The organism is Pararhizobium sp. LjRoot238 (genome assembly GCF_964252955.1).
Classification (GTDB): domain Bacteria; phylum Pseudomonadota; class Alphaproteobacteria; order Rhizobiales; family Rhizobiaceae; genus Pararhizobium.
This window is the reverse complement of record NZ_CAXUPP020000001.1, coordinates 4,018,576-4,036,897: the sequence shown is the minus strand read 5'-3', so window position 1 is coordinate 4,036,897 and position 18,322 is coordinate 4,018,576. Positions and strand designations below refer to the sequence as shown.

The 18,322-nt window shown below is 61.6% G+C and carries 20 protein-coding genes; 16 read left to right on the top strand and 4 right to left on the bottom strand.

Features of this window, described 5'->3' with window-relative positions; genetic code table 11:
• The first annotated feature begins 443 nt into the window (after positions 1 to 443).
• From ACSQ3F_RS19880 to ACSQ3F_RS19855, 6 genes are all read left to right on the top strand, one after another.
• Positions 444 to 1,181, top strand: coding sequence for a GntR family transcriptional regulator (locus ACSQ3F_RS19880; protein ID WP_436101788.1), 738 nt, complete (start codon positions 444 to 446; stop codon positions 1,179 to 1,181).
• Positions 1,182 to 1,198: 17 nt separating this feature from the next.
• Complete coding sequence (locus ACSQ3F_RS19875; RefSeq protein ID WP_436101787.1) at positions 1,199 to 1,987, top strand: transporter substrate-binding domain-containing protein; 789 nt, start codon at positions 1,199 to 1,201, stop codon at positions 1,985 to 1,987.
• A gap of 72 nt (positions 1,988 to 2,059) precedes the next feature.
• The gene (locus tag ACSQ3F_RS19870; protein ID WP_436101786.1) at positions 2,060 to 2,731 is read left to right on the top strand and encodes an amino acid ABC transporter permease; all 672 of its coding nucleotides are present in this window, start codon (positions 2,060 to 2,062) and stop codon (positions 2,729 to 2,731) included.
• Positions 2,728 to 3,387 carry an amino acid ABC transporter permease gene (locus ACSQ3F_RS19865; protein ID WP_436101785.1) on the top strand — a complete coding sequence of 220 codons (660 nt, stop codon included), beginning with the start codon at positions 2,728 to 2,730 and terminating at the stop codon, positions 3,385 to 3,387. The genes ACSQ3F_RS19870 and ACSQ3F_RS19865 overlap by 4 nt, the downstream gene beginning before the upstream one ends.
• On the top strand, positions 3,365 to 4,090 hold the full coding sequence (locus ACSQ3F_RS19860) for an amino acid ABC transporter ATP-binding protein (RefSeq protein ID WP_436101784.1): 726 nt from the start codon (positions 3,365 to 3,367) through the stop codon (positions 4,088 to 4,090). The genes ACSQ3F_RS19865 and ACSQ3F_RS19860 overlap by 23 nt, the downstream gene beginning before the upstream one ends.
• 745 nt (positions 4,091 to 4,835) lie before the next feature.
• Entirely contained in the window at positions 4,836 to 5,102 is a 267-nt protein-coding gene (locus tag ACSQ3F_RS19855) for a DUF1488 domain-containing protein (protein ID WP_436101783.1), read from the top strand.
• A gap of 298 nt (positions 5,103 to 5,400) precedes the next feature.
• Here the strand turns inward: ACSQ3F_RS19855 and ACSQ3F_RS19850 are convergent, their stop codons facing one another.
• Positions 5,401 to 5,688 (bottom strand): hypothetical protein, encoded by a 288-nt coding sequence (locus tag ACSQ3F_RS19850; RefSeq protein ID WP_436101782.1) that lies wholly within the window; start codon positions 5,686 to 5,688, stop codon positions 5,401 to 5,403.
• Between the two features lie 396 nt (positions 5,689 to 6,084).
• Between ACSQ3F_RS19850 and ACSQ3F_RS19845 the strand changes: the two genes are divergently transcribed.
• From ACSQ3F_RS19845 to ACSQ3F_RS19815, 7 genes are all read left to right on the top strand, one after another.
• The gene (locus ACSQ3F_RS19845) at positions 6,085 to 6,522 is read left to right on the top strand and encodes a DUF6163 family protein (protein ID WP_436101781.1); all 438 of its coding nucleotides are present in this window, start codon (positions 6,085 to 6,087) and stop codon (positions 6,520 to 6,522) included.
• Positions 6,523 to 6,653: 131 nt separating this feature from the next.
• Entirely contained in the window at positions 6,654 to 7,166 is a 513-nt protein-coding gene (gene ldtR / locus ACSQ3F_RS19840; RefSeq protein ID WP_436101780.1) for a transcriptional regulator LdtR, read from the top strand.
• 500 nt (positions 7,167 to 7,666) lie between these two features.
• Positions 7,667 to 8,992 (top strand): L,D-transpeptidase family protein, encoded by a 1,326-nt coding sequence (locus ACSQ3F_RS19835; RefSeq protein ID WP_436101779.1) that lies wholly within the window; start codon positions 7,667 to 7,669, stop codon positions 8,990 to 8,992.
• 169 nt (positions 8,993 to 9,161) lie between these two features.
• Positions 9,162 to 10,463: a serine hydroxymethyltransferase gene (gene glyA, locus ACSQ3F_RS19830; RefSeq protein ID WP_436101778.1), complete on the top strand. Its 1,302-nt coding sequence runs from the start codon at positions 9,162 to 9,164 to the stop codon at positions 10,461 to 10,463.
• A 13-nt stretch (positions 10,464 to 10,476) separates the two neighbouring features.
• Positions 10,477 to 10,950 carry a transcriptional regulator NrdR gene (gene nrdR, locus ACSQ3F_RS19825; RefSeq protein ID WP_436101777.1) on the top strand — a complete coding sequence of 158 codons (474 nt, stop codon included), beginning with the start codon at positions 10,477 to 10,479 and terminating at the stop codon, positions 10,948 to 10,950.
• Positions 10,951 to 11,012: 62 nt separating this feature from the next.
• Complete coding sequence (ribD, locus tag ACSQ3F_RS19820) at positions 11,013 to 12,284, top strand: bifunctional diaminohydroxyphosphoribosylaminopyrimidine deaminase/5-amino-6-(5-phosphoribosylamino)uracil reductase RibD (protein WP_436101776.1); 1,272 nt, start codon at positions 11,013 to 11,015, stop codon at positions 12,282 to 12,284.
• Positions 12,284 to 12,901: a riboflavin synthase gene (locus ACSQ3F_RS19815; protein ID WP_436101775.1), complete on the top strand. Its 618-nt coding sequence runs from the start codon at positions 12,284 to 12,286 to the stop codon at positions 12,899 to 12,901. The genes ribD and ACSQ3F_RS19815 overlap by 1 nt, the downstream gene beginning before the upstream one ends.
• 22 nt (positions 12,902 to 12,923) lie before the next feature.
• Here ACSQ3F_RS19815 and ACSQ3F_RS19810 read toward each other — a convergent pair whose 3' ends face one another.
• From ACSQ3F_RS19810 to ACSQ3F_RS19800, 3 genes are all read right to left on the bottom strand, one after another.
• Positions 12,924 to 14,690, bottom strand: coding sequence for an adenylate/guanylate cyclase domain-containing protein (locus tag ACSQ3F_RS19810; RefSeq protein ID WP_436102195.1), 1,767 nt, complete (start codon positions 14,688 to 14,690; stop codon positions 12,924 to 12,926).
• Positions 14,691 to 14,835: 145 nt separating this feature from the next.
• Entirely contained in the window at positions 14,836 to 15,354 is a 519-nt protein-coding gene (locus tag ACSQ3F_RS19805; protein ID WP_436101774.1) for a GNAT family N-acetyltransferase, read from the bottom strand.
• A gap of 43 nt (positions 15,355 to 15,397) precedes the next feature.
• On the bottom strand, positions 15,398 to 15,901 hold the full coding sequence (locus ACSQ3F_RS19800; protein WP_436101773.1) for a cupin domain-containing protein: 504 nt from the start codon (positions 15,899 to 15,901) through the stop codon (positions 15,398 to 15,400).
• Between the two features lie 206 nt (positions 15,902 to 16,107).
• Between ACSQ3F_RS19800 and ribH the strand changes: the two genes are divergently transcribed.
• The 3 genes from ribH to ACSQ3F_RS19785 are packed head-to-tail and all read left to right on the top strand — an operon-like array spanning position 16,108 to position 18,293.
• Positions 16,108 to 16,569: a 6,7-dimethyl-8-ribityllumazine synthase gene (gene ribH, locus ACSQ3F_RS19795; protein WP_436101772.1), complete on the top strand. Its 462-nt coding sequence runs from the start codon at positions 16,108 to 16,110 to the stop codon at positions 16,567 to 16,569.
• A complete protein-coding gene (gene nusB / locus ACSQ3F_RS19790) occupies positions 16,566 to 17,048 on the top strand; it encodes a transcription antitermination factor NusB (RefSeq protein ID WP_436101771.1) in 483 nt (160 codons plus the stop codon). The genes ribH and nusB overlap by 4 nt, the downstream gene beginning before the upstream one ends.
• A 9-nt stretch (positions 17,049 to 17,057) precedes the next feature.
• Positions 17,058 to 18,293, top strand: a complete 1,236-nt coding sequence (locus ACSQ3F_RS19785; protein ID WP_436101770.1) for an MFS transporter — start codon at positions 17,058 to 17,060, stop codon at positions 18,291 to 18,293.
• Positions 18,294 to 18,322: the final 29 nt, after the last annotated feature.

Below are 18,322 nucleotides of genomic sequence, written 5' to 3'. Positions count from 1 at the left end.
GGTGGGCTTGGGCGTGGATCCTCGGGTCAGGCCCGAGGATGACGACGCCCGGGGCAAGCCCGAGGGTGATCAAGCACTAGGATGACGGTGGGGTATTGCCGGAGGGGGAGCATTTTCCGCGGTTCCTCGGAGGTTCCTTCCTTTCGCCAAGCCCGGCCGCCCCGCCTCGCTGGAGCAAGCCGCAAAGCGGCGAACTCTCCCGTCACCGGTCTCATCAGGCGGGTCGGGCGGGGATCGGCGGGCGGGGGCGTGGTGAAATTGTTGGCGGGAGATGGCGGCCTTCGCATTGTCCCTTTTTCGCCATGTCGGCTTACGGTGCAGCAAAAATCGCCATAGGCGCGCGATTTTGCCGTCTTTTTCATCACGAGGATCGGGCGAGGCGATTAAGTGCTTGACTTGGCTGTCCTCTGAAATTTGGCACGGTGCTTGCTTTCCAATCTGGTATGCAAGATTTACATACAGCACAGACAGCACGGGACGATATCGAGACTGCAATCGTCTCGGGTATCCTTTCCGCCCGTATAAAGCCCGGAACCCGCCTCAGCGAGAACCAGTTGGCAACGCTCTTCAGCGTGTCGCGAACGCGGGTGCGGGAGGCGATGATGCGGCTCGAAACCCGCGCTATCGTCCACGTCAGCCCGCGCCGCGGCTGGTTCGTGGCAGAGCCATCCGCCGAAGAGGCGATGACGGTCTATGCTGCCCGGCGCGTCATCGAATCCGGCCTGTTGCGCAGCATGATCGAACTGACGCCAGTTGGAAGGGACAAGCTGCACGCCCATCTGGCCGAGGAAAAGACGGCAATCGCGGCGGGTGACAAGCAGCGGCTGACATGCCTTATGGGCGATTTCCACATCCGGCTGGCGGAACTGAGCGGCAATATCGTGCTCATCGATATCCTGCGCGACCTGACGGCGCGGACCATCCTCATCTCGATGCTCTATCAGTCCGACTTCCACGCGATGCAATCCCATCTCGGCCATTGCAGCATCGTCGACGCGCTGGAGGCCGGCGATTTCACGAAGGCCGCCGAACTCAGCATCGAGCATCTCGAAGAGGTCGAGGAAGGCCTCGACCTGACGTCGCGCCCCGATCCGCTTTCGGAACTGCGCAATTCGCTTTCCCTTCCACCCGCGACCGTAGCAACGAAGAAGACGGCCGCCTTAATCATCCAGAAGAAATAATCGCAAAGGAGAACAGCATGACATTTGCAAGACATCTCATCACCGCGGCGATCACCGCCGCCGCCATGTTCACAACGGTTTCGGCCTCCCGCGCCGACGCGCTTGCAGACGTCACCGCCCGCGGCACGATCCGCGTCGCGGTGCCGCAGGATTTTCCGCCCTTCGGCAGCGTCGGTACCGACATGGCACCGATGGGGTATGACATCGACATTGCCAATCTCATTTCCGAAAAGCTCGGCGTGAAAACCGAACTTGTGCCGGTCACCAGTGCCAACCGCATTCCCTATCTGCAGACCAACAAGGTCGACCTGGTGATTTCGAGCCTCGGCAAGAATGCCGAACGCGAAAAGGTCATCGATTTCTCCACTCCCTATGCCCCGTTCTTCAACGGCGTCTTTGCTCCCGCCGATGTTGCCGTGACGAAGGCCGAGGAACTTGCCGGCAAGACCGTCGGTGTCACGCGCGGCGCCGTCGAAGATCTGGAACTGACCAAGATTGCCCCGGCCGACGCCGTCATCAAGCGCTACGAGGACAATAACGGAACGATCTCCGCCTTCCTCTCCGGCCAGGTGGACGTGGTGGCAACCGGTAACGTCGTTGCAGCCGCCATCCTCGCCAAGAACCCGCCGAAGCGCCCGGAGCTGAAGTTCCTGATCAAGAATTCGCCCTGCTATATCGGCCTCAACAAGAACGAGCCGGCGCTGCTCGAAAAGGTCAACGCCATCATCGCCGCCGCCAAGACGGACGGCACGCTGAACGGCATCTCCCAGAAATGGCTCGGCGCCGACCTTCCGGCCGACCTCTGATCGGATTGATGGCCGCCATCCCGCACGTCGCGGGATGGCGGAGCCGCCGTTGAAGATGAAGAGGGGCGCAACTTGAACTATGTTTTTGAATTCGGCTGGTTAGCCCAATATTATCCGCAGATCGTCAAGGGTGTCCTGGTAACGCTCGAACTGATTGCCATCGGGGCGGTGCTTGGAATATCGCTGGGAATTTTCTGTGCCTGGGCGCGGGCGCTGGGGCCCGCCTGGCTGAAGCCGATCGTCGCGACCTATGTCGAGCTGATCCGCAACACGCCGTTCCTGATCCAGCTTTTCTTCATTTTCTTCGGCCTGCCATCGCTCGGCCTGCAACTGGGCGAACTGACGGCGGCCAACATCGCGATGGTGATCAACCTCGGCGCCTATAGCTGCGAGATCATCCGCGCCGGCATTCAGGCAACCGCGAAAGGCCAGTTCGAGGCAGGTGCCAGCCTTGCCATGACACGCTTTGAGACCTTCCGCCATGTCGTGCTGGTGCCCTCGCTGCAGCGCATCTGGCCGGCCTTGTCCTCGCAGGTGGTCATCGTCATGCTCGGCTCGTCGGTGGTGTCGCAGATCGCCGCCGAAGACCTGACCTTTGCCGCCAACTTCATCCAGTCGCGGACCTTCCGCGCCTTCGAGGCCTATATCGTCTCGACCCTTATCTATCTCTGCCTCGCGATCCTGCTGCGCCAGGCACTGGCCGTCCTGGGCGGCTTCATCTTTCCCCGGAGGTTGGCGCGATGATCGAATTTTCCACATGGGACATCCTGCGCAATCTTTTGTTGGCAACGCGCTGGACCATCCTGCTTTCGCTCGTCTCCTTCGTCGGGGGAGGGGCAGTCGGTTTGCTCCTGCTCTTCCTGCGCATCAGCAAGCGCAAGGCGGCGAGGGCTTTCGCCAAATATTACATCGAGTTGTTCCAGGGCACGCCGCTCCTGATGCAACTCTTCATCGCCTTCTTCGGGCTCGGCCTGTTCGGCATCGATGTTCCAGCCTGGCTGGCAGCAGGGCTTGCGCTCGTCCTGTGGACCGCTTCGTTCCTCGCCGAAATCTGGCGGGGCTGCGTTGAATCGATCGCCAAGGGGCAATGGGAGGCGTCCGCCAGTCTCGGCATGGGGCGGCTACAGCAGATGCGCTATGTCATCTTTCCGCAGGCGCTGAAGATCGCCGTGCCGCCGACCGTCGGTTTCTCGGTCCAGGTCGTCAAAGGCACGGCGCTGACCTCGATCATCGGTTTCGTCGAACTGTCCAAGGCCGGAACCGTCGTCACCAACGCCACTTTCCAGCCCTTCATCGTCTACGGCCTCGTCGCCCTCATCTATTTCGCGCTCTGCTGGCCTCTTTCCAGGAGCAGCCAAATTCTCGAAAGGAAGCTCAATGTCGCTCATCGAAATCACTGAGGTTCGCAAAAGCTACGGCACCAACGAGGTTCTCAAGGGCATCAATCTCGACGTCGAGCCCGGTGAGGTCATCGCTATCATCGGCAAGAGCGGATCGGGCAAGTCGACGCTGCTGCGCTGCATCAACGGGCTGGAATCCATCACGCAGGGCTCGATATCCGTCGCCGGCGCGCAACTGCTCGACGATGAGGTCCACCTGAAGGCGCTCAGATTGAAGGTCGGGATGATCTTCCAGCAGTTCAATCTCTTCCCGCATCTGACGGTCGGCGGCAACGTCATCCTCTCCCAGACCGTCGTCAAGAAGACCGCGAAGGCGGAGGCAGACGCTATGGCGCGAAAAATGCTCGACCGGGTCGGGCTGGGGCACAAGTTCGATGCCTATCCGGACGAGCTTTCGGGCGGCCAGCAGCAGCGCGTGGCGATCGCTCGGGCGCTCGCCATGCAGCCGATCGCGCTTCTCTGCGACGAAATCACCTCGGCGCTCGATCCCGAACTGGTGTCGGAGGTGCTGGCGGTGGTCCGCGAGCTTGCGGCGGAAGGCATGACGCTGTTGATGGTGACGCACGAAATGAAGTTCGCCCGCGACGTCTGCTCGAGGGTCGTCTTCATGCACCAGGGGCGGGTGCATGAGATCGGGCCGCCGCAGGAGGTGTTCAACAGCCCGAAGACGCCGGAACTGCAGCAGTTTCTTGGGGTGCATTGAGGGGGGTGCATTTGGGCGGGCTGGAGGGAGGCGTGGGCCAGATCCCACATTCTGCCCAACAGGCCATCTTCTCCGCGTCGGGGAGAAGATGGCGCGTGCCACGCCAACGAACCTGCCATCCATGTTTCTCCACCGATCCGGTGCGTCTGCAAATAGTGCGCGATATAATTGTCTTGTATGTAAGCTGCAATTAGCGCATGTTTCGTGCTTCGGCAGCATTTTATGCGGGCGCTGCCGCTTGAGGGCCGTCATACCCTAGCCTCAAAAAAGGAGGACATCGTGTCTTCCATCATCCAGCAAGAATTTATCGATTCCATAGACCTGAGATCCATCGACCGAACCCGCCACTGTGGCGTGGACTTGAAGCCGCCAGCTGCGACGTTGGTTGGGCGTTCCGAGCTGATATATTTTCTGCACAACCGGTTCAGACTTTCCGTGCGAATCAAGAATCCGCCTTGCCTGGGGAGCGGTGCGGACCAGCCGTTCTCGGATATGAACACGCCTTGTGTTTCCAAGGCAGGAATTGCGGTCTACAGTTGGAAGAATGGGCGAAACGCACCCCATCAGGTCGTAAAACACTCTGTGGTGGACGGGGTGGGACCCGAAAATGTTTAAGTCCAGTTTACCGGTCGCGCCTGCGGTAGCGCTGTTCCTGATCAAGTCGTCCCTGGTCTTGTCCCTGATCTTCGTCGCCTATTTCGCCATGCAGTAATTGCTTCTGCTTCATGCAAATCGAAAGTGCGTAATGACTCTGTCGTTTCCGAATAGTGCCCGCAGTTATGACGAAACCAAAATGCGTGTCCGGTTTACCGGCTACGATGGCATGTTTGAGGTCAAATTCTTCGTGACCGCCGACGTTCTCGCCAAAGGACTGGTTTTACGGACCGCGGCGGAGCGAGACTATCTCGACGCTTTTGACAAGATGCGTCCCAAAATCCTGGACGTTGCGAAACGTGCATACGATGGGAAGCCGCAAGCAATGGTGCTTCTGGATTTGTCGAACTTCAGATAATCTCGCGCAACCGGCGCATGGTCACCCGCGGCTCGCCGTCTGGCAAAGCGCCCCCGCCGCATATCCTCTACATCATGGCTTCTGATTCTGTGAAAGTCCCGACAGGCTCGAGATCTGTTGCGGCAGGACGGTAGTTGTGGCGGCTGGGTGTGTGGGCAAGATAGAGAATTCTTCGACGTTCCGTGGCGAAGATAGCGAGGCCGCCGCCCTTACAGCCCCTAAAACACGCGGCGGCCTCTAGCCCCGCTTGGGGCCGGAAGTATGACGATCGCGCATCAGGAATTATTCATGGCTGACGCTAGTTTTGCATGCGCTTGGCCGGAACCTGTTTTTCCAGTTTTTTGGCGTAGCGGATCAGATGGGCTCCGAGTTCCTTGGCCGCGGCCGGAGACATTGCGACTTGAAGCTGATGGGGAGAAAGTTCCGTGTCCCGGTATAGATCCCATTCCCTCTTGGAGATAGCGTACCCGACCCGCATGACGACATGATACGGGTCCGCGGTGGCCGTGCCCCATTCGAGGAGGGTGTAGGCCTTCAGTTTGTTTTCGAGGTCGACATCCCACTTCGACATGTCGCTTTCGCTCACGGCAGGGGCCTTCCTCATGATCGTTTCATCACTTTACTGTCGCGTTGCTTACCATCAATAATTACCCGCAAATCTTTGAAAGCGCTCTCCCCTTTTAGACGTAAACGCCATCCGGAAAAGGAGAGATGCCGACCATGAACATGGACGCCCACATCCAAGCAGCTACGGTCAGCAGCGATCAGGACAGCTTTCGAGGGGCGGCTGGAGGCGCTTGCGGCGCATCTTTGCTACCACCAATGTGCTCGACCCCGTGGCTGCCTGGCGTGACTGCCCGCTCGGGAGCAATGGTTTGTCGCCGATCCACCCTGTCATCGCCTGTCTCCTCATCATTCGCAGTGGCCCTTGTCGAAAATATCCGTCTGGCTAACCCCGACCGCGCCACGTATCCTCCGCGCCATGGCTCCTGATTCTGTCAAAATCCCGAAACTGTCGCTGACGGAAACGATCTTCGGGTTGTTGCTGCGGCTGGTTGCCGTCGCGTGTTTCTGGTTCGGGCTCAATTACTGGGCGCTTCTGATCGGCTTCTCGTTCGAGGGGAGCGGGCGGTTCGATCTCTTGCCGGTGCCCTGGCGGGTGGCGGCCACGGCGCTCGCGGTGGTCTATCCGGTGGCAGCCCTCGGCTTGTGGCTTCTGGTCTCCTGGGGGCCGGTGCTCTGGGTGGTGGCGGCAGCGGCGGAGGTCACCATGTTCGGCTTCTATCCGGAGATCTTCGGAGAGAAGCCGATGCTGCTGATGATGCATGGCGCGGTCGCCGTCACCTTCGTCCTTTTCCGGCTTGCGATCGTCTACCAGCGGGCCAAACAGGCCAAGGCTGCAAGAAATGATTTACCCTGAGACAAGGGCTGTGGATGGTAAGGCGCTGTTAAGGCTGTAGTTTAAGTCGAATTTTATACGTATTCGATAATGTCTCACTCAAGGCGGGAAGAGAAACATACACCGCCAAACAAAACAGTGAGGCAGTCATCATGAACACCAAAATGAAACCGCAGGCCATTGCCGTCAAAGATCCGCATGAAGACGCGATCCGTTCGCTCTACATGGAATCCCTCCACCTCGTCGAGCGTCTTCACCGCCGTCTCCTTGACGTCATCAAGGACGAATTCGACCGCTCGGGCCGCTCGGACGTCAACGCCGTCCAGGCGCTTCTCCTCTTCAACATCGGCAATTCCGAACTGACGGCCGGCGAACTGCGCTCGCGCGGGTATTACCTCGGCTCCAACGTATCCTACAATGTTAAAAAGCTGGTTGATCTCGGCTTCATCAACCACCAGCGCTCGCGCATCGACCGCCGCTCGGTCCGCATCAGCCTGACGGACGACGGCCAGGAGATCGCCGAGACGGTCGCCAAGCTCTACGAGCGCCATATCGGCTCGATCCAGAAGGTCGGCGGCATCGGCACCGACGAGTTCGGCCAGATGAACAAGCTCCTGCAGCGTCTCGACCGCTTCTGGAACGACACGATGCTCTACAAGCTGTAAGTGCCGCCGGCGCTTGCAAATCGTGATGGATTGCTGACGGGTGCGCGGGGAGCGCACCCGTTCGCGCTTCAGGGGTAGGGCTGAAAGACCGGCACGGCGCCGGGCATGCGTCGCAACAGTACGCCTTAAAAATCTGAATAGTCTCAATGGTTGTATTCGGTGTCGCCGGTTAAGCGATGCTTTTGACGAGCAGTCAGGGCAGCATGCTGGCGCGGATTTGGGGTGCTGCCGAAATCCTGCGGCAATCAGGGCGCGAGCCCCATGCGTCGCGATACACTGCAAGGCGACACGAATTGGCCATATTGCTGTGACAGCGACGACGGACACGAAAATGCGAGCTTGAGGGTTCTCGCTCCTCCCGACTGCCGGAGCGTCGCGGACGGCACATCGCGGCCACGATCTCGCGAATGTGAACTGTGGCTGGGGGGATATGGTTTGCGTTTGTTAACTGTATTTGTGATAGCGCTGCGTTTGCGCCGCAGCATTGGATGGTAGGACCTATGTCGAAGAAAAACGGAATTGATGCTTTCTCACGCCGCAGCTTCCTGGCCTCGGCCGCGGCATTCGGCGCTGCGACATGGGCCGGCGGCGCTCTTGCGCAGGACGCGCTCGACGAGATCATCAATGCGCCGCGGCGCGGCGCCTGGGACGACCAGTTCGACGCCAAGGCATCGCGAAGCGCGACGGCTGTCGTTTCCAACAATCCGATCTTCGGCATGGATACGCTTGCCAACACGCAGAACGCCATTGCACAGTATCAGCAGATCGTATCGGCTGGCGGCTGGCCGCAGGTCAATTCGTCGGTTCGCCTGGAGATGGGCGTTTCCGATCCGTCCGTGCAGGCTCTGCGCCAGCGCCTGATGATCGTCGGCGACCTTCCTCGTTCTGCCGGTATTTCCGATTCCTTCGACAGTTACGTCGATGGCGCGGTCAAGCGCTTCCAGGCCCGCCACGGCCTGCCTGCCGACGGCGTGCTCGGCGAATACTCCATCAAGGCGATGAACATCTCCGCGGATGTTCGCCTGCAGCAACTGAACACCAATATTGTACGCCTCCAATCGATGTCGGGCGACCTCGGCGGCCGCTACGTGATGGTGAACATTCCGGCTGCCTATATCGAGGCAGTCGAGAATGGCCGGGTGGCGACGCGCCATACGGCCGTTGTCGGCCGTATCAGCCGGCCGACCCACATCATCAACTCGAAGATCTACGAGGTCATCCTCAATCCCTATTGGACGTCTCCGCGCTCGATCGTCGAAAAGGACATCGTTCCGTTGATGCGCAAGGATCCGGAATATCTGAAGAAGAATTCGATCCGCCTCATCGACGGGCAGGGCAACGAGGTTGCTCCCGAAACGATCGATTGGAATGCCGAAAAGGCGCCGAACCTGACGTTCCGCCAGGATCCCGGCAAGACCAATGCCATGGCCTCGACGAAGATCAATTTCCATAACGAAAACAACGAGTACATGCACGACACGCCGCAGCAGGGCCTGTTCAACAAGCTGGCACGCTTCGAATCGTCGGGCTGCGTGCGCGTTCAAAATGTGCGCGATCTGGCGACATGGCTCCTGCGCGACACGCCCGGCTGGTCGCGTCAGCAGATCGAGGCGACGATCCGTACGGGTCAGAATTCGCCGATCCAGCTGGCTGTGGAGGTTCCGGTCTATTTCAAATACATCACGGCCTGGGCGGCAATGGACGGCATCGTGCAGTTCCGTGACGACATCTATCAGATGGACGGCGAGCAGGAACTGGCGCTGCAGACCACGACCGGCGTCGAGCAGGCTGCGGGTTCCGTCGAGCAGGACTTGCTGCCGCAATAAGCCGATCACCATTTCTTTAGCGGGCCGCGTATCCCTTGGGGCGCGCGGCCTTTCGCATTCTGGTTCCGGCGCGGCAGGTGGGGGAAATGGCGCAAATCGCACAGCCCGTATTGCCCTTGCCATGCGAGGACGATAAACAGCGTGCCACGGTCTCACAGGAGCTTTGAGAATGAGCGTTTCTTCCGCCGCCACTGACGTTTTCTTCAGCCGTTCCCTTGCCGACAGCGATCCGGACATTTTCGGCGCAATCGAGAAGGAACTCGGCCGCCAGCGTCATGAAATCGAGCTGATCGCCTCGGAAAACATCGTCTCGCGCGCCGTTCTGGAAGCGCAGGGCTCGATCATGACCAACAAATATGCCGAAGGCTATCCGGGCAAACGCTATTACGGCGGCTGCCAGTTCGTCGATATCGCCGAAGAACTGGCGATCGAACGCGCCAAGAAGCTGTTCGGCGTCAATTTCGCCAACGTCCAGCCGAACTCGGGTTCGCAGATGAACCAGGCGGTGTTCCTGGCGCTTCTGCAGCCGGGCGACACTTTCATGGGCCTCGACCTCAACTCGGGCGGTCACCTGACGCATGGTTCGCCGGTCAACATGTCCGGCAAGTGGTTCAACGTCGTGTCCTACGGCGTGCGTGAAGGCGACAACCTGCTCGACATGGATGCCGTTGCCGAAAAGGCGCGCACCCACAAGCCGAAGCTCATCATCGCCGGCGGCACCGCCTATTCGCGCATCTGGGACTGGAAGCGCTTCCGCGAGATCGCCGATGAGATCGGTGCCTGGCTGATGGTCGACATGGCCCACATCGCCGGTCTCGTTGCCGGCAATCAGCACCCGTCGCCGTTCCCACATTGCCATGTTGCGACGACGACAACGCACAAGTCGCTCCGCGGTCCGCGCGGCGGCATGATCCTCACCAATGACGAGGATCTGGCGAAGAAGTTCAACTCGGCCGTCTTCCCGGGGCTCCAAGGCGGCCCGCTGATGCATGTCATCGCCGCAAAGGCCGTGGCGCTCGGTGAAGCGTTGAAGCCGGACTTCCAGGATTACGCGGCGCAGATCGTCAAGAACGCCAAGGCGCTTTCGGAAACGCTGGTCGCCGGCGGTCTCGACATCGTCTCGGGCGGCACCGACAACCACCTGATGCTGGTCGACCTGCGCAAGAAGAACGCCACCGGCAAGCGCGCCGAAGCAGCGCTCGGCCGCGCCTACGTCACCTGCAACAAGAACGGTATCCCGTTTGATCCGGAAAAGCCCTTCGTTACCTCCGGTATCCGTCTCGGCACGCCGGCCGGCACGACGCGCGGCTTCAAGGAAGCGGAATTCCGCGAGATCGGCAACGTGATCGTCGAAGTGCTCGACGGTCTGAAGGTCGCCAATTCGGATGAAGGCAATGCCTCCGTGGAAGCGGGCGTGCGCGAGAAGGTGGTCAAGCTGACCGACCGTTTCCCGATGTACCCGTACCTCTGATCAAGGAGCCCGGATGCGCTGCCCCTATTGCGGATCGGAAGAAAGCCAGGTGAAGGATAGCCGTCCTGCAGAGGACGGCGCCGCCATTCGCCGCCGGCGCATCTGCCCGGATTGCGGCGGACGCTTCACGACCTTCGAGCGGGTGCAGCTTCGGGAACTGATGATCCTGAAAAAGACCGGCCGCAAGGCGCCGTTCGACCGCGACAAGCTGTTGCGGTCGTTCGAAATCGCGCTGCGCAAGCGGCCGGTCGATCGCGACCGGATCGAGCGGGCCGTTTCCGGCATCGTCCGGCGGCTGGAAAGCTCCGGTGAAACGGAAATTTCCTCGGAAGAGATCGGCCTGCAGGTGCTGGAGGCGCTGAAGAGCCTCGACGACGTTGCCTTCGTCCGCTACGCCTCGGTTTACCGCGATTTCTCCCATGCGGAGGATTTCGAGAAGGTGATCGCCGAGATCAGCGCCAAGATTGCCCGCGATCCTGGGGCCTGACCTAACCCGACGCCGCCGAAAGGCGGCGTTTGACATTTCCAGGGTGAGAAACGGGTATCGACATGGCAGACAGGGCGGACGACGAACGGTTCATGGCGGAGGCGCTGCGCCTCGCGCACCAGCATCTCGGTGCCACCGGTTCCAATCCCTCCGTCGGCTGCGTGATCGTCCGAGACGATGGCGACGGCCCGAAGATCGTCGGCAGCGCCGTCACCGCGATCGGCGGGCGGCCGCATGCGGAGGCGCAGGCTTTGGCCGTAGCTGGAGAGGCGGCGCGCGGCGCAACGGCCTTTGTGACACTCGAACCCTGCTCCCACCACGGCAAGACGCCGCCTTGCGCCGATGCGTTGATTGCGGCCGGTGTGGCCCGTGTCGTCGTTGCTATGACGGACCCCGATGACCGGGTCGCAGGCCGCGGGCTCGCCATGCTGCGCGATGCGGGCATAGAGGTCGTGACGGGCGTACTGGAGGACGAGGGCGAGCGCGAGCTTGAGGCCTACCTCATGCGCAAGCGCAACAACCGGCCTTATGTGACTCTGAAACTTGCGGTTTCCGCCGATGGCATGATCGGGGTGAAGGGCCAAGGGCAGGTGCGCATCACCGGCGCGCCGGCCCGCGACTTCGTGCACAGGCTGCGGGCAGAGACCGACGCGATCCTCGTCGGCATCGGCACGGCGATTGCCGACGATCCGGAACTGACCGCACGCATTCCCGGGCTCGAGCATCGTTCGCCGCTGCGCATCGTGCTCGACGGCGATCTCAATTTGCCGCTCGGTTCGAAACTGGTACGGACGGCGACCACCGTTCCCGTCATCGTCGTCAGCGCGGAGCGTAGGGCGGGTAACCCCCCTCTGTCGCTTCGCGACATCTCCCCCTCAGGGGGCGAGATTGGCGGGGATGCGGTAGATGCCAGGCGGGACGCCGCGACAGCGATCTCCCCCCTTGAGGGGGAGATGTCCGGCAGGACAGAGGGGGGTATCGCCGCAGATGGCAGAGCCACTGGCGGGATCAAGGGGCGCCAGGCGGCGCTCGAGGCCGCAGGCGTCGAAGTGCTGGTCTGCGATCCGCGCCGCATCGACCTTCTCCTCGAAGCGCTCGCCACCCGAGGGATCTCCTCGCTTCTGGTCGAGGGCGGCGCAAGGACCGCGCAGATGTTCCTCGATGCCGGGCTCGTCGACAGGATTCTGCTGTTTACCGGACCGTCGACCCTTGGCGAGGCGGGGTTGCCATCCCCACTTGACCGGAACCTCTTGCCCGTCGGCTTCCTCCACATGCGGACGGACACCTTCGGCGACGACCTTCTCGACACCTACGAATACGAAAGAGCCTCCTGATGTTCACCGGCATTATCACCGATATCGGCACCGTCGAAGCGATCACCCCGCTCGACGAGGGCATCAAGCTGAAGATCGCCACCGCCTATGATCCGAAGGGCATCGACATCGGCGCCTCGATCGCCTGCTCCGGTGTCTGCCTGACGGTGACGACCTTGCCGCAGGAGGGTGCCAACGGCCGCTGGTTCGAGGTCGAGGCCTGGGAAGAGGCGCTGCGCCTGACGACGATCTCGGCCTGGACGGTGGGCCAGCCGATCAATCTGGAGCGCTCGCTGAAGATCGGCGACGAACTCGGTGGCCACCTCGTCTCCGGCCATGTCGACGGCAAGGCGGAAATCCTCTCGGTCGAGACCGAAGGCGAGGCGACCCGCTTTCGCCTGCGCGCGCCGGAACATCTGGCGAAATTCGTGGCGCCGAAGGGCTCCGTGGCGCTCGACGGCACCTCGCTGACGGTCAACGCCGTCGACGGAGCCGATTTCGACGTGCTGCTCATCCGCCATTCGCTTGAGGTGACGACCTGGGGCCAGCGCAAGACCGGCGACTTCGTCAATTTCGAGGTCGATACGATGGCGCGCTATGCTGCGCGGCTGGCGGAATTTCCGGCGCCGAAGGGGTGAATGAGTGTGAGGCATTGGCACCTCAAACAGTAAGGCCCAGCCGTCGCAGACCTTCGACGCGCAGTTCGAAATCGGCAGGGTTCTTGTACGGCAGCACACGCCGCCGGTGTTCGATCGAGTAGTCGGGGTCGATCTTCAAGGCCTGCGTCCAGGCGGAGCGGCCCTCCTCGTTTTGTCCGAGATGGCCATAGCACGACGCAAGCAAGGCATAGGCTGTGGCCGACTCCGGATTGCGCACGAGCCTTTTTCGGAGTGTTTCGGCAGCCAGGTCGAACCGACCCAGCGAGAGCTGCGCTTCGGCGAGAAATTGCAGTGCAATTTCAGGATAGAAAGGATCGAGCTGCATGTAGCTTTCGAGCGTCTCGACCGCCTCGGACGCGAGGCCGCTGAAGATCTGGATGTGAGCCTTCAGAACGCGCGCGCCCGCCGCACTGGGCTTGAGGGCAATGCAACGCGCCGCGGCATCGAGAGCCTTGTCGATCTCCCGAGTCCACAACAACGCCACACCCATGGCGAAATGCGCTTCGGGCTCATCGTCGTCCATTGCGACGGCGCGGCGGGCAAGATCGAGGCCGAGCGACAGAGCCGTATCCGGCTCGGCGGCCCAACCGTTCACATAGTCATTGATATGCGTGAACGATGTGAACGCGTACGCCGCCGCACAGTTCGCATCGATATCGATCACCTTTGCCATGAAAGCGCGGGCATTCACGTTGCCGGCCCGCGTTTGGAGCCACACCTGATCACGCCCCTGCAGGAAGTAATTGTAGGCCGCGATGTCGGCAATCCGCTTGCCGGAGAGGCGGTCAATTTCCGACGTCGTCAACCTGACCTTGAGCGCGGCAACGATATGCTGGGTGAGTTCGTCCTGAACGGCGAAAATGTCCGTCAGATCACGGTCGAAACGATCGGCCCAGGCATGGCCGCCTGTCGTCGCGTCGATCAGCTGCGCGGTGACCCGCACCCTGTTGCCGGCCTTTCGCACGCTTCCTTCGAGCACATAGCGGACCCCGAGTGCGGCGGCGACGTCGCGGACCGAAACGGGGCTTTTCTTGTACACGAAAGAGGAATTGCGGGCGATGACATGCAAGTCCGAGAGTTTTGCAAGATCGGTGATGATGTCCTCGCTGATGCCGTCCGAGAAATACTCCTGGTCCGCATCCCCGCTGATGTTGTTGAAGGCGAGCACGGCAATCGAGGTCTTCTCCGTTGGTCGAGATGATGCCGTCATGGCGCCGGTGGCGAGGGGGTGCCGGGCGTCGCCGTTGACGAGGCAGAAAATTTCGATGGGCCGCGCGATATTCTTTACCGTCTGTGATCCGCGGCTCTCGATTCCGACGGGGACCTTGTCACGCACCTGATCGGCGGCGGAACGGGAGATGTAGATCCCTCCGGGCTGCGCCAGGGCCTCGATGCGTGCTGCGACATTGACACCGTCCCCGTATATATCGTCTCCATCGACGATCACGTCGCCGACATTGATGCCGATACGGAACTGGATCCGGTTCTCGGGAGAACTGCCAGGATCGTGCTCGGGCACAAGTTTCTGGATCTCCATGGCGCAGGTCACGGCCTCGACAGCGCTTGCGAACTCCAGCAGAGCGCCATCGCCCATAAGCTTGACCATGCGGCCGCAATGGCGCGCGACGGCCGGGTCGATGACAGCTCCCCGCAACGCCTTGAGGCGGGCTAGCGTCCCGGCTTCGTCTGTTTCCATCAGGCGCGAGTAACCGACGACATCGGCCGCAAGTATGGCAGCAAGCCTGCGCTGAACCTGCTCGCCCGTCATGATGTTGACCTCATCCTTGTCGTGTGAGGCGGCGAACGCACCGCCACAAGGACTGTAAACCTGATCGCCCGACTTGGCCATCGCGGCGTCGCAGGTGGCAATCGGCCGGACGCAGGGAGCGCCAGCGAATCTCGGCAGTTCGGCCTCACCGCTCCAGCAAAATCACCTGCGCCCCGTGATAGACCGTCCGCCGGCCTTCCTTGAACTGGAGCTTCGATGCCACCCTCAGCGAGGCGAGGTTGGCGACGTCGATGATGCAGGTCTTTTTCAGCGTGGGAAACTGCTGGTCGCCCCAGCGCAGTGCCGCGCTGACGGCCTCGGTGGCGAGGCCCCGGCCGTGCGAGCGAGGTGAGAGGGCCCAGCCGGTCTCCATCGTGCCTTCGAGAGACGGGCTGATGACGCGATGGAGGTCGTGGAAGCCGGCTTCGCCGATGAACTGGCCGGTCTCGCGGTCCTGCAGGGCGAAGAAGCCGAAGCCGAAATAGTGCCACATGCCGACCTGGCGCAGAAAGCGCGTCCAGGCCTGTTCGCGCGAAAAGGGCACGCCGCCGATGAAGCGCGTCACCTCGGCATCGGCGAAGAGGGAGCTGTAGGGGCCGAAATCGTCGCGGCGATAGGGGCGAAGAATCAGGCGTTCGGTCTCGATGGTGGGGACGCTGTGCATGTGGGCGGTTCAGTCCGGTTTAAAGGTCGATTCCGCCATTCGATCAGATTCCCGGCTCGCCGTCCCAATAATCGACTTCGCTTTCCCGCCGCCCGACGAAGCGGAACCTCGGCTTGCCGCCATCCGTCGCCCGCGCCTTTACCAGGAACTTGCCGCTATCCGGATATTCGACGATTTCGGCCTTCGCATTGGCCGAGATCGACAGATATTTGAGCGGGGCGGTGCCGGTGTTGATGAGATGGTGGGCGGTGTCCGGTCCGCCGGCCGGGGCGCCGAGAATGTCGCCCGCCTTGACCGGATAGCGGTTGGCTCCGAAGCGATATTCGCCTTCGCCGCTCAGGATGACGAACAGCTCTTCCTCGATATAGTGATTGTGGAAGGGACAGCCGGACTTGCCCGGCGGCACCTCGCCATAGCCGACACCGAGGTCCTTGAGGCCCAGTTGCGCGCCGAAGGAAGCGTCGCGGGACTCGAAGAACGTGCCTTCCTGCCAGTGCTCGAGTTCGAGTTCGGCGAGGTTGATGATCGGTTCTTGCAAATCTGTCATGTTTTTCTCCACTCCGTATAAACTTGTACAGAGACGCCATGAGATTGAAAAGGTGATGGCAATTCGAGCCTTTGATGCGCGAGCCCTCCAAGCGCTGCCGCAAATCGGCGCCTTTCAGCGAAAAATGCTTGCCAACCGGGCTTTGGCATGATTTGACCGCCGCCTGCGCTGGAGATGTCCGGCCCCCCATTTCAGACAGGTGATCAATGTCCGATACCGAGAAACCACATATCCTGATTGTGGAAGCGCGCTTCTATGACGACATGGCCGACGCGCTGCTCGACGGCGCGACCTCGGCGCTCAAGGACGCCGGCGCGACCTATGACGTCGTGACGGTTCCCGGCGCGCTTGAAATTCCAGCCGCGATCGCCATGGCGCTCGACGGCGCCGACAACGGCAGCACCGAATATGACGGCTTCGTCGCGCTCGGCATGGTCATCCGCGGCGAGACCTATCACTTCGATATCGTTTCCAACGAATCCTCGCGTGCCCTGATGGACCTTGCCGTCAGCGAGAGCCTTGCCATCGGCAACGGCATCCTGACCGTCGAGAACGACGCTCAGGCCTGGGCCCGCGCAAGGAAGAGCGAAGGCGACAAGGGCGGTTTTGCCGCCCGCGCGGCGCTGACCATGATTAACCTGAAGAACAAGCTGGGCGGCGAACTGTGAGCGATATTCCTTCCGACCCGCCGATCAAGCAGGCCAACCAGCGCGGGGCTGCCCGTCTCGCTGCCGTTCAGGCGCTCTACCAGATGGACGTCGGCGGCACCGGCGTGCTGGAGATCGTCGCCGAATACGAGGCGCACCGGCTGGGCCAGGAACTCGATGGCGAAACCTATCTGAAGGCGGACGCCTCCTGGTTCCGCTCGATCGTTGCGGGTGTCGTTCGCGACCAGCGTTTGCTGGATCCGCTGATCGGCACCGCCCTTCAGGATGACTGGGCCCTGTCGCGTCTCGATAGTACGGTCCGCGCCATCCTGCGCGCCGGTACGTTCGAGCTTCGCGAGCGCAAGGACGTTCCCGTCGCCGTTATCGTCACCGAATATGTCGAGATCGCCAAGGCCTTCTTCGAGGATGACGAGCCGAAGCTCGTCAATGCGGTGCTCGACCGGATTGCCCGGACCATCAGAACCGACGTCAAGAAATAGGATCATCCGATGACAGTGCGGGCAGGCGTGGTGCAGGGCATGGATCATGGACTGCGCGACGCCAGCCGCAACGTCTATCTACTGACGGCAGCCCAAGCGGTGCTTGGCACCATCGGTCCCGTCGTCTTTGCCGTCGGCGGCGTCGCCGGATACCAGCTGCTCGGCGACGACAAGTCGCTGGCGACCGCGCCGCTGACGGGTTTCAATGTCGGTGTGGCGCTCGGAGCGGTCTTCGTCGCTGCCGCCTCCCGATTGCTCGGCCGCAAGGCGGCCTTCATGGCCGGCGCCCTGCTTGGCGCCGCTGGCGGCGTGCTTGCGGCCTATGCCCTTTTTCTGAACGACTTCTGGCTGTTTGCGCTCGGCCTGTGCCTATCCGGCGTGTCCGGCGGCTTTACCCAGAAGCTGCGTTTCGCCGCCGCCGATGCTTCCCCCGTTTTTTATAAGCCTCGGGCTATTTCCTGGATTCTGGCCGGCGGCATGATTTCCGCGGTGCTCGGGCCGCAGCTGGTCATCCTGACCAAGGATATGCTGGCGCCGGTTTTCTTCGCCGGGGCCTTCCTCGCGCTGATCCCGACCTGTTTCGCGGCGATCGCCATCCTGGCGTTCCTGCGGCTGCCGGACCTGCGCCCGGTTGCCGGAGCGGTTCCGATCGGGCCGGTGCGGCCGCTGCGGCAGATCGTGATGAACCAGCGCTTCCTGACCGGCATGACCTGCGGCATCTCCACCTATGCGCTGATGACCTTCATGATGACCGGCGCGCCGATCGCCATGGTCGTCGGCTGCGGCTTTTCGCAGGACATGGCGACGCTCGGCATCCAATGGCATGTGCTGGCGATGTTCGCGCCAAGCTTCTTCACCGGCATGCTGGTCAGCCGCTACGGCGCCGAAAGGGTCGTGGCCTGCGGTCTGGTGATCCTGATGCTCTGCGCGCTGGTTGCCCATGCGGGGATTGCGCTGTGGAATTTCTGGGGCGCGCTCATTCTGCTCGGCGCCGGCTGGAACTTCGGCTTCATCGGTTCGACCGCGATCGTCACCTCGAGCTACAGGCCCCAGGAGGCCGACAAGGTGCAGGGTTTCCACGACATCATCCTGTTTACCGCGGTCGCGCTCGCATCCTTCGGTTCGGGCAAGGTCCTGACCGCCTATGGCTGGGACATGCTGAGCGCCGCGGTCTGGCCGGTGGCGGCATTCTGCCTTTTGTTATTGATTTCCCTGTTTTTCGCCGAAAAGCGGCGTTCCGCGTGAGGTTTATCGCCAAAACTGTTTTTCCCTGC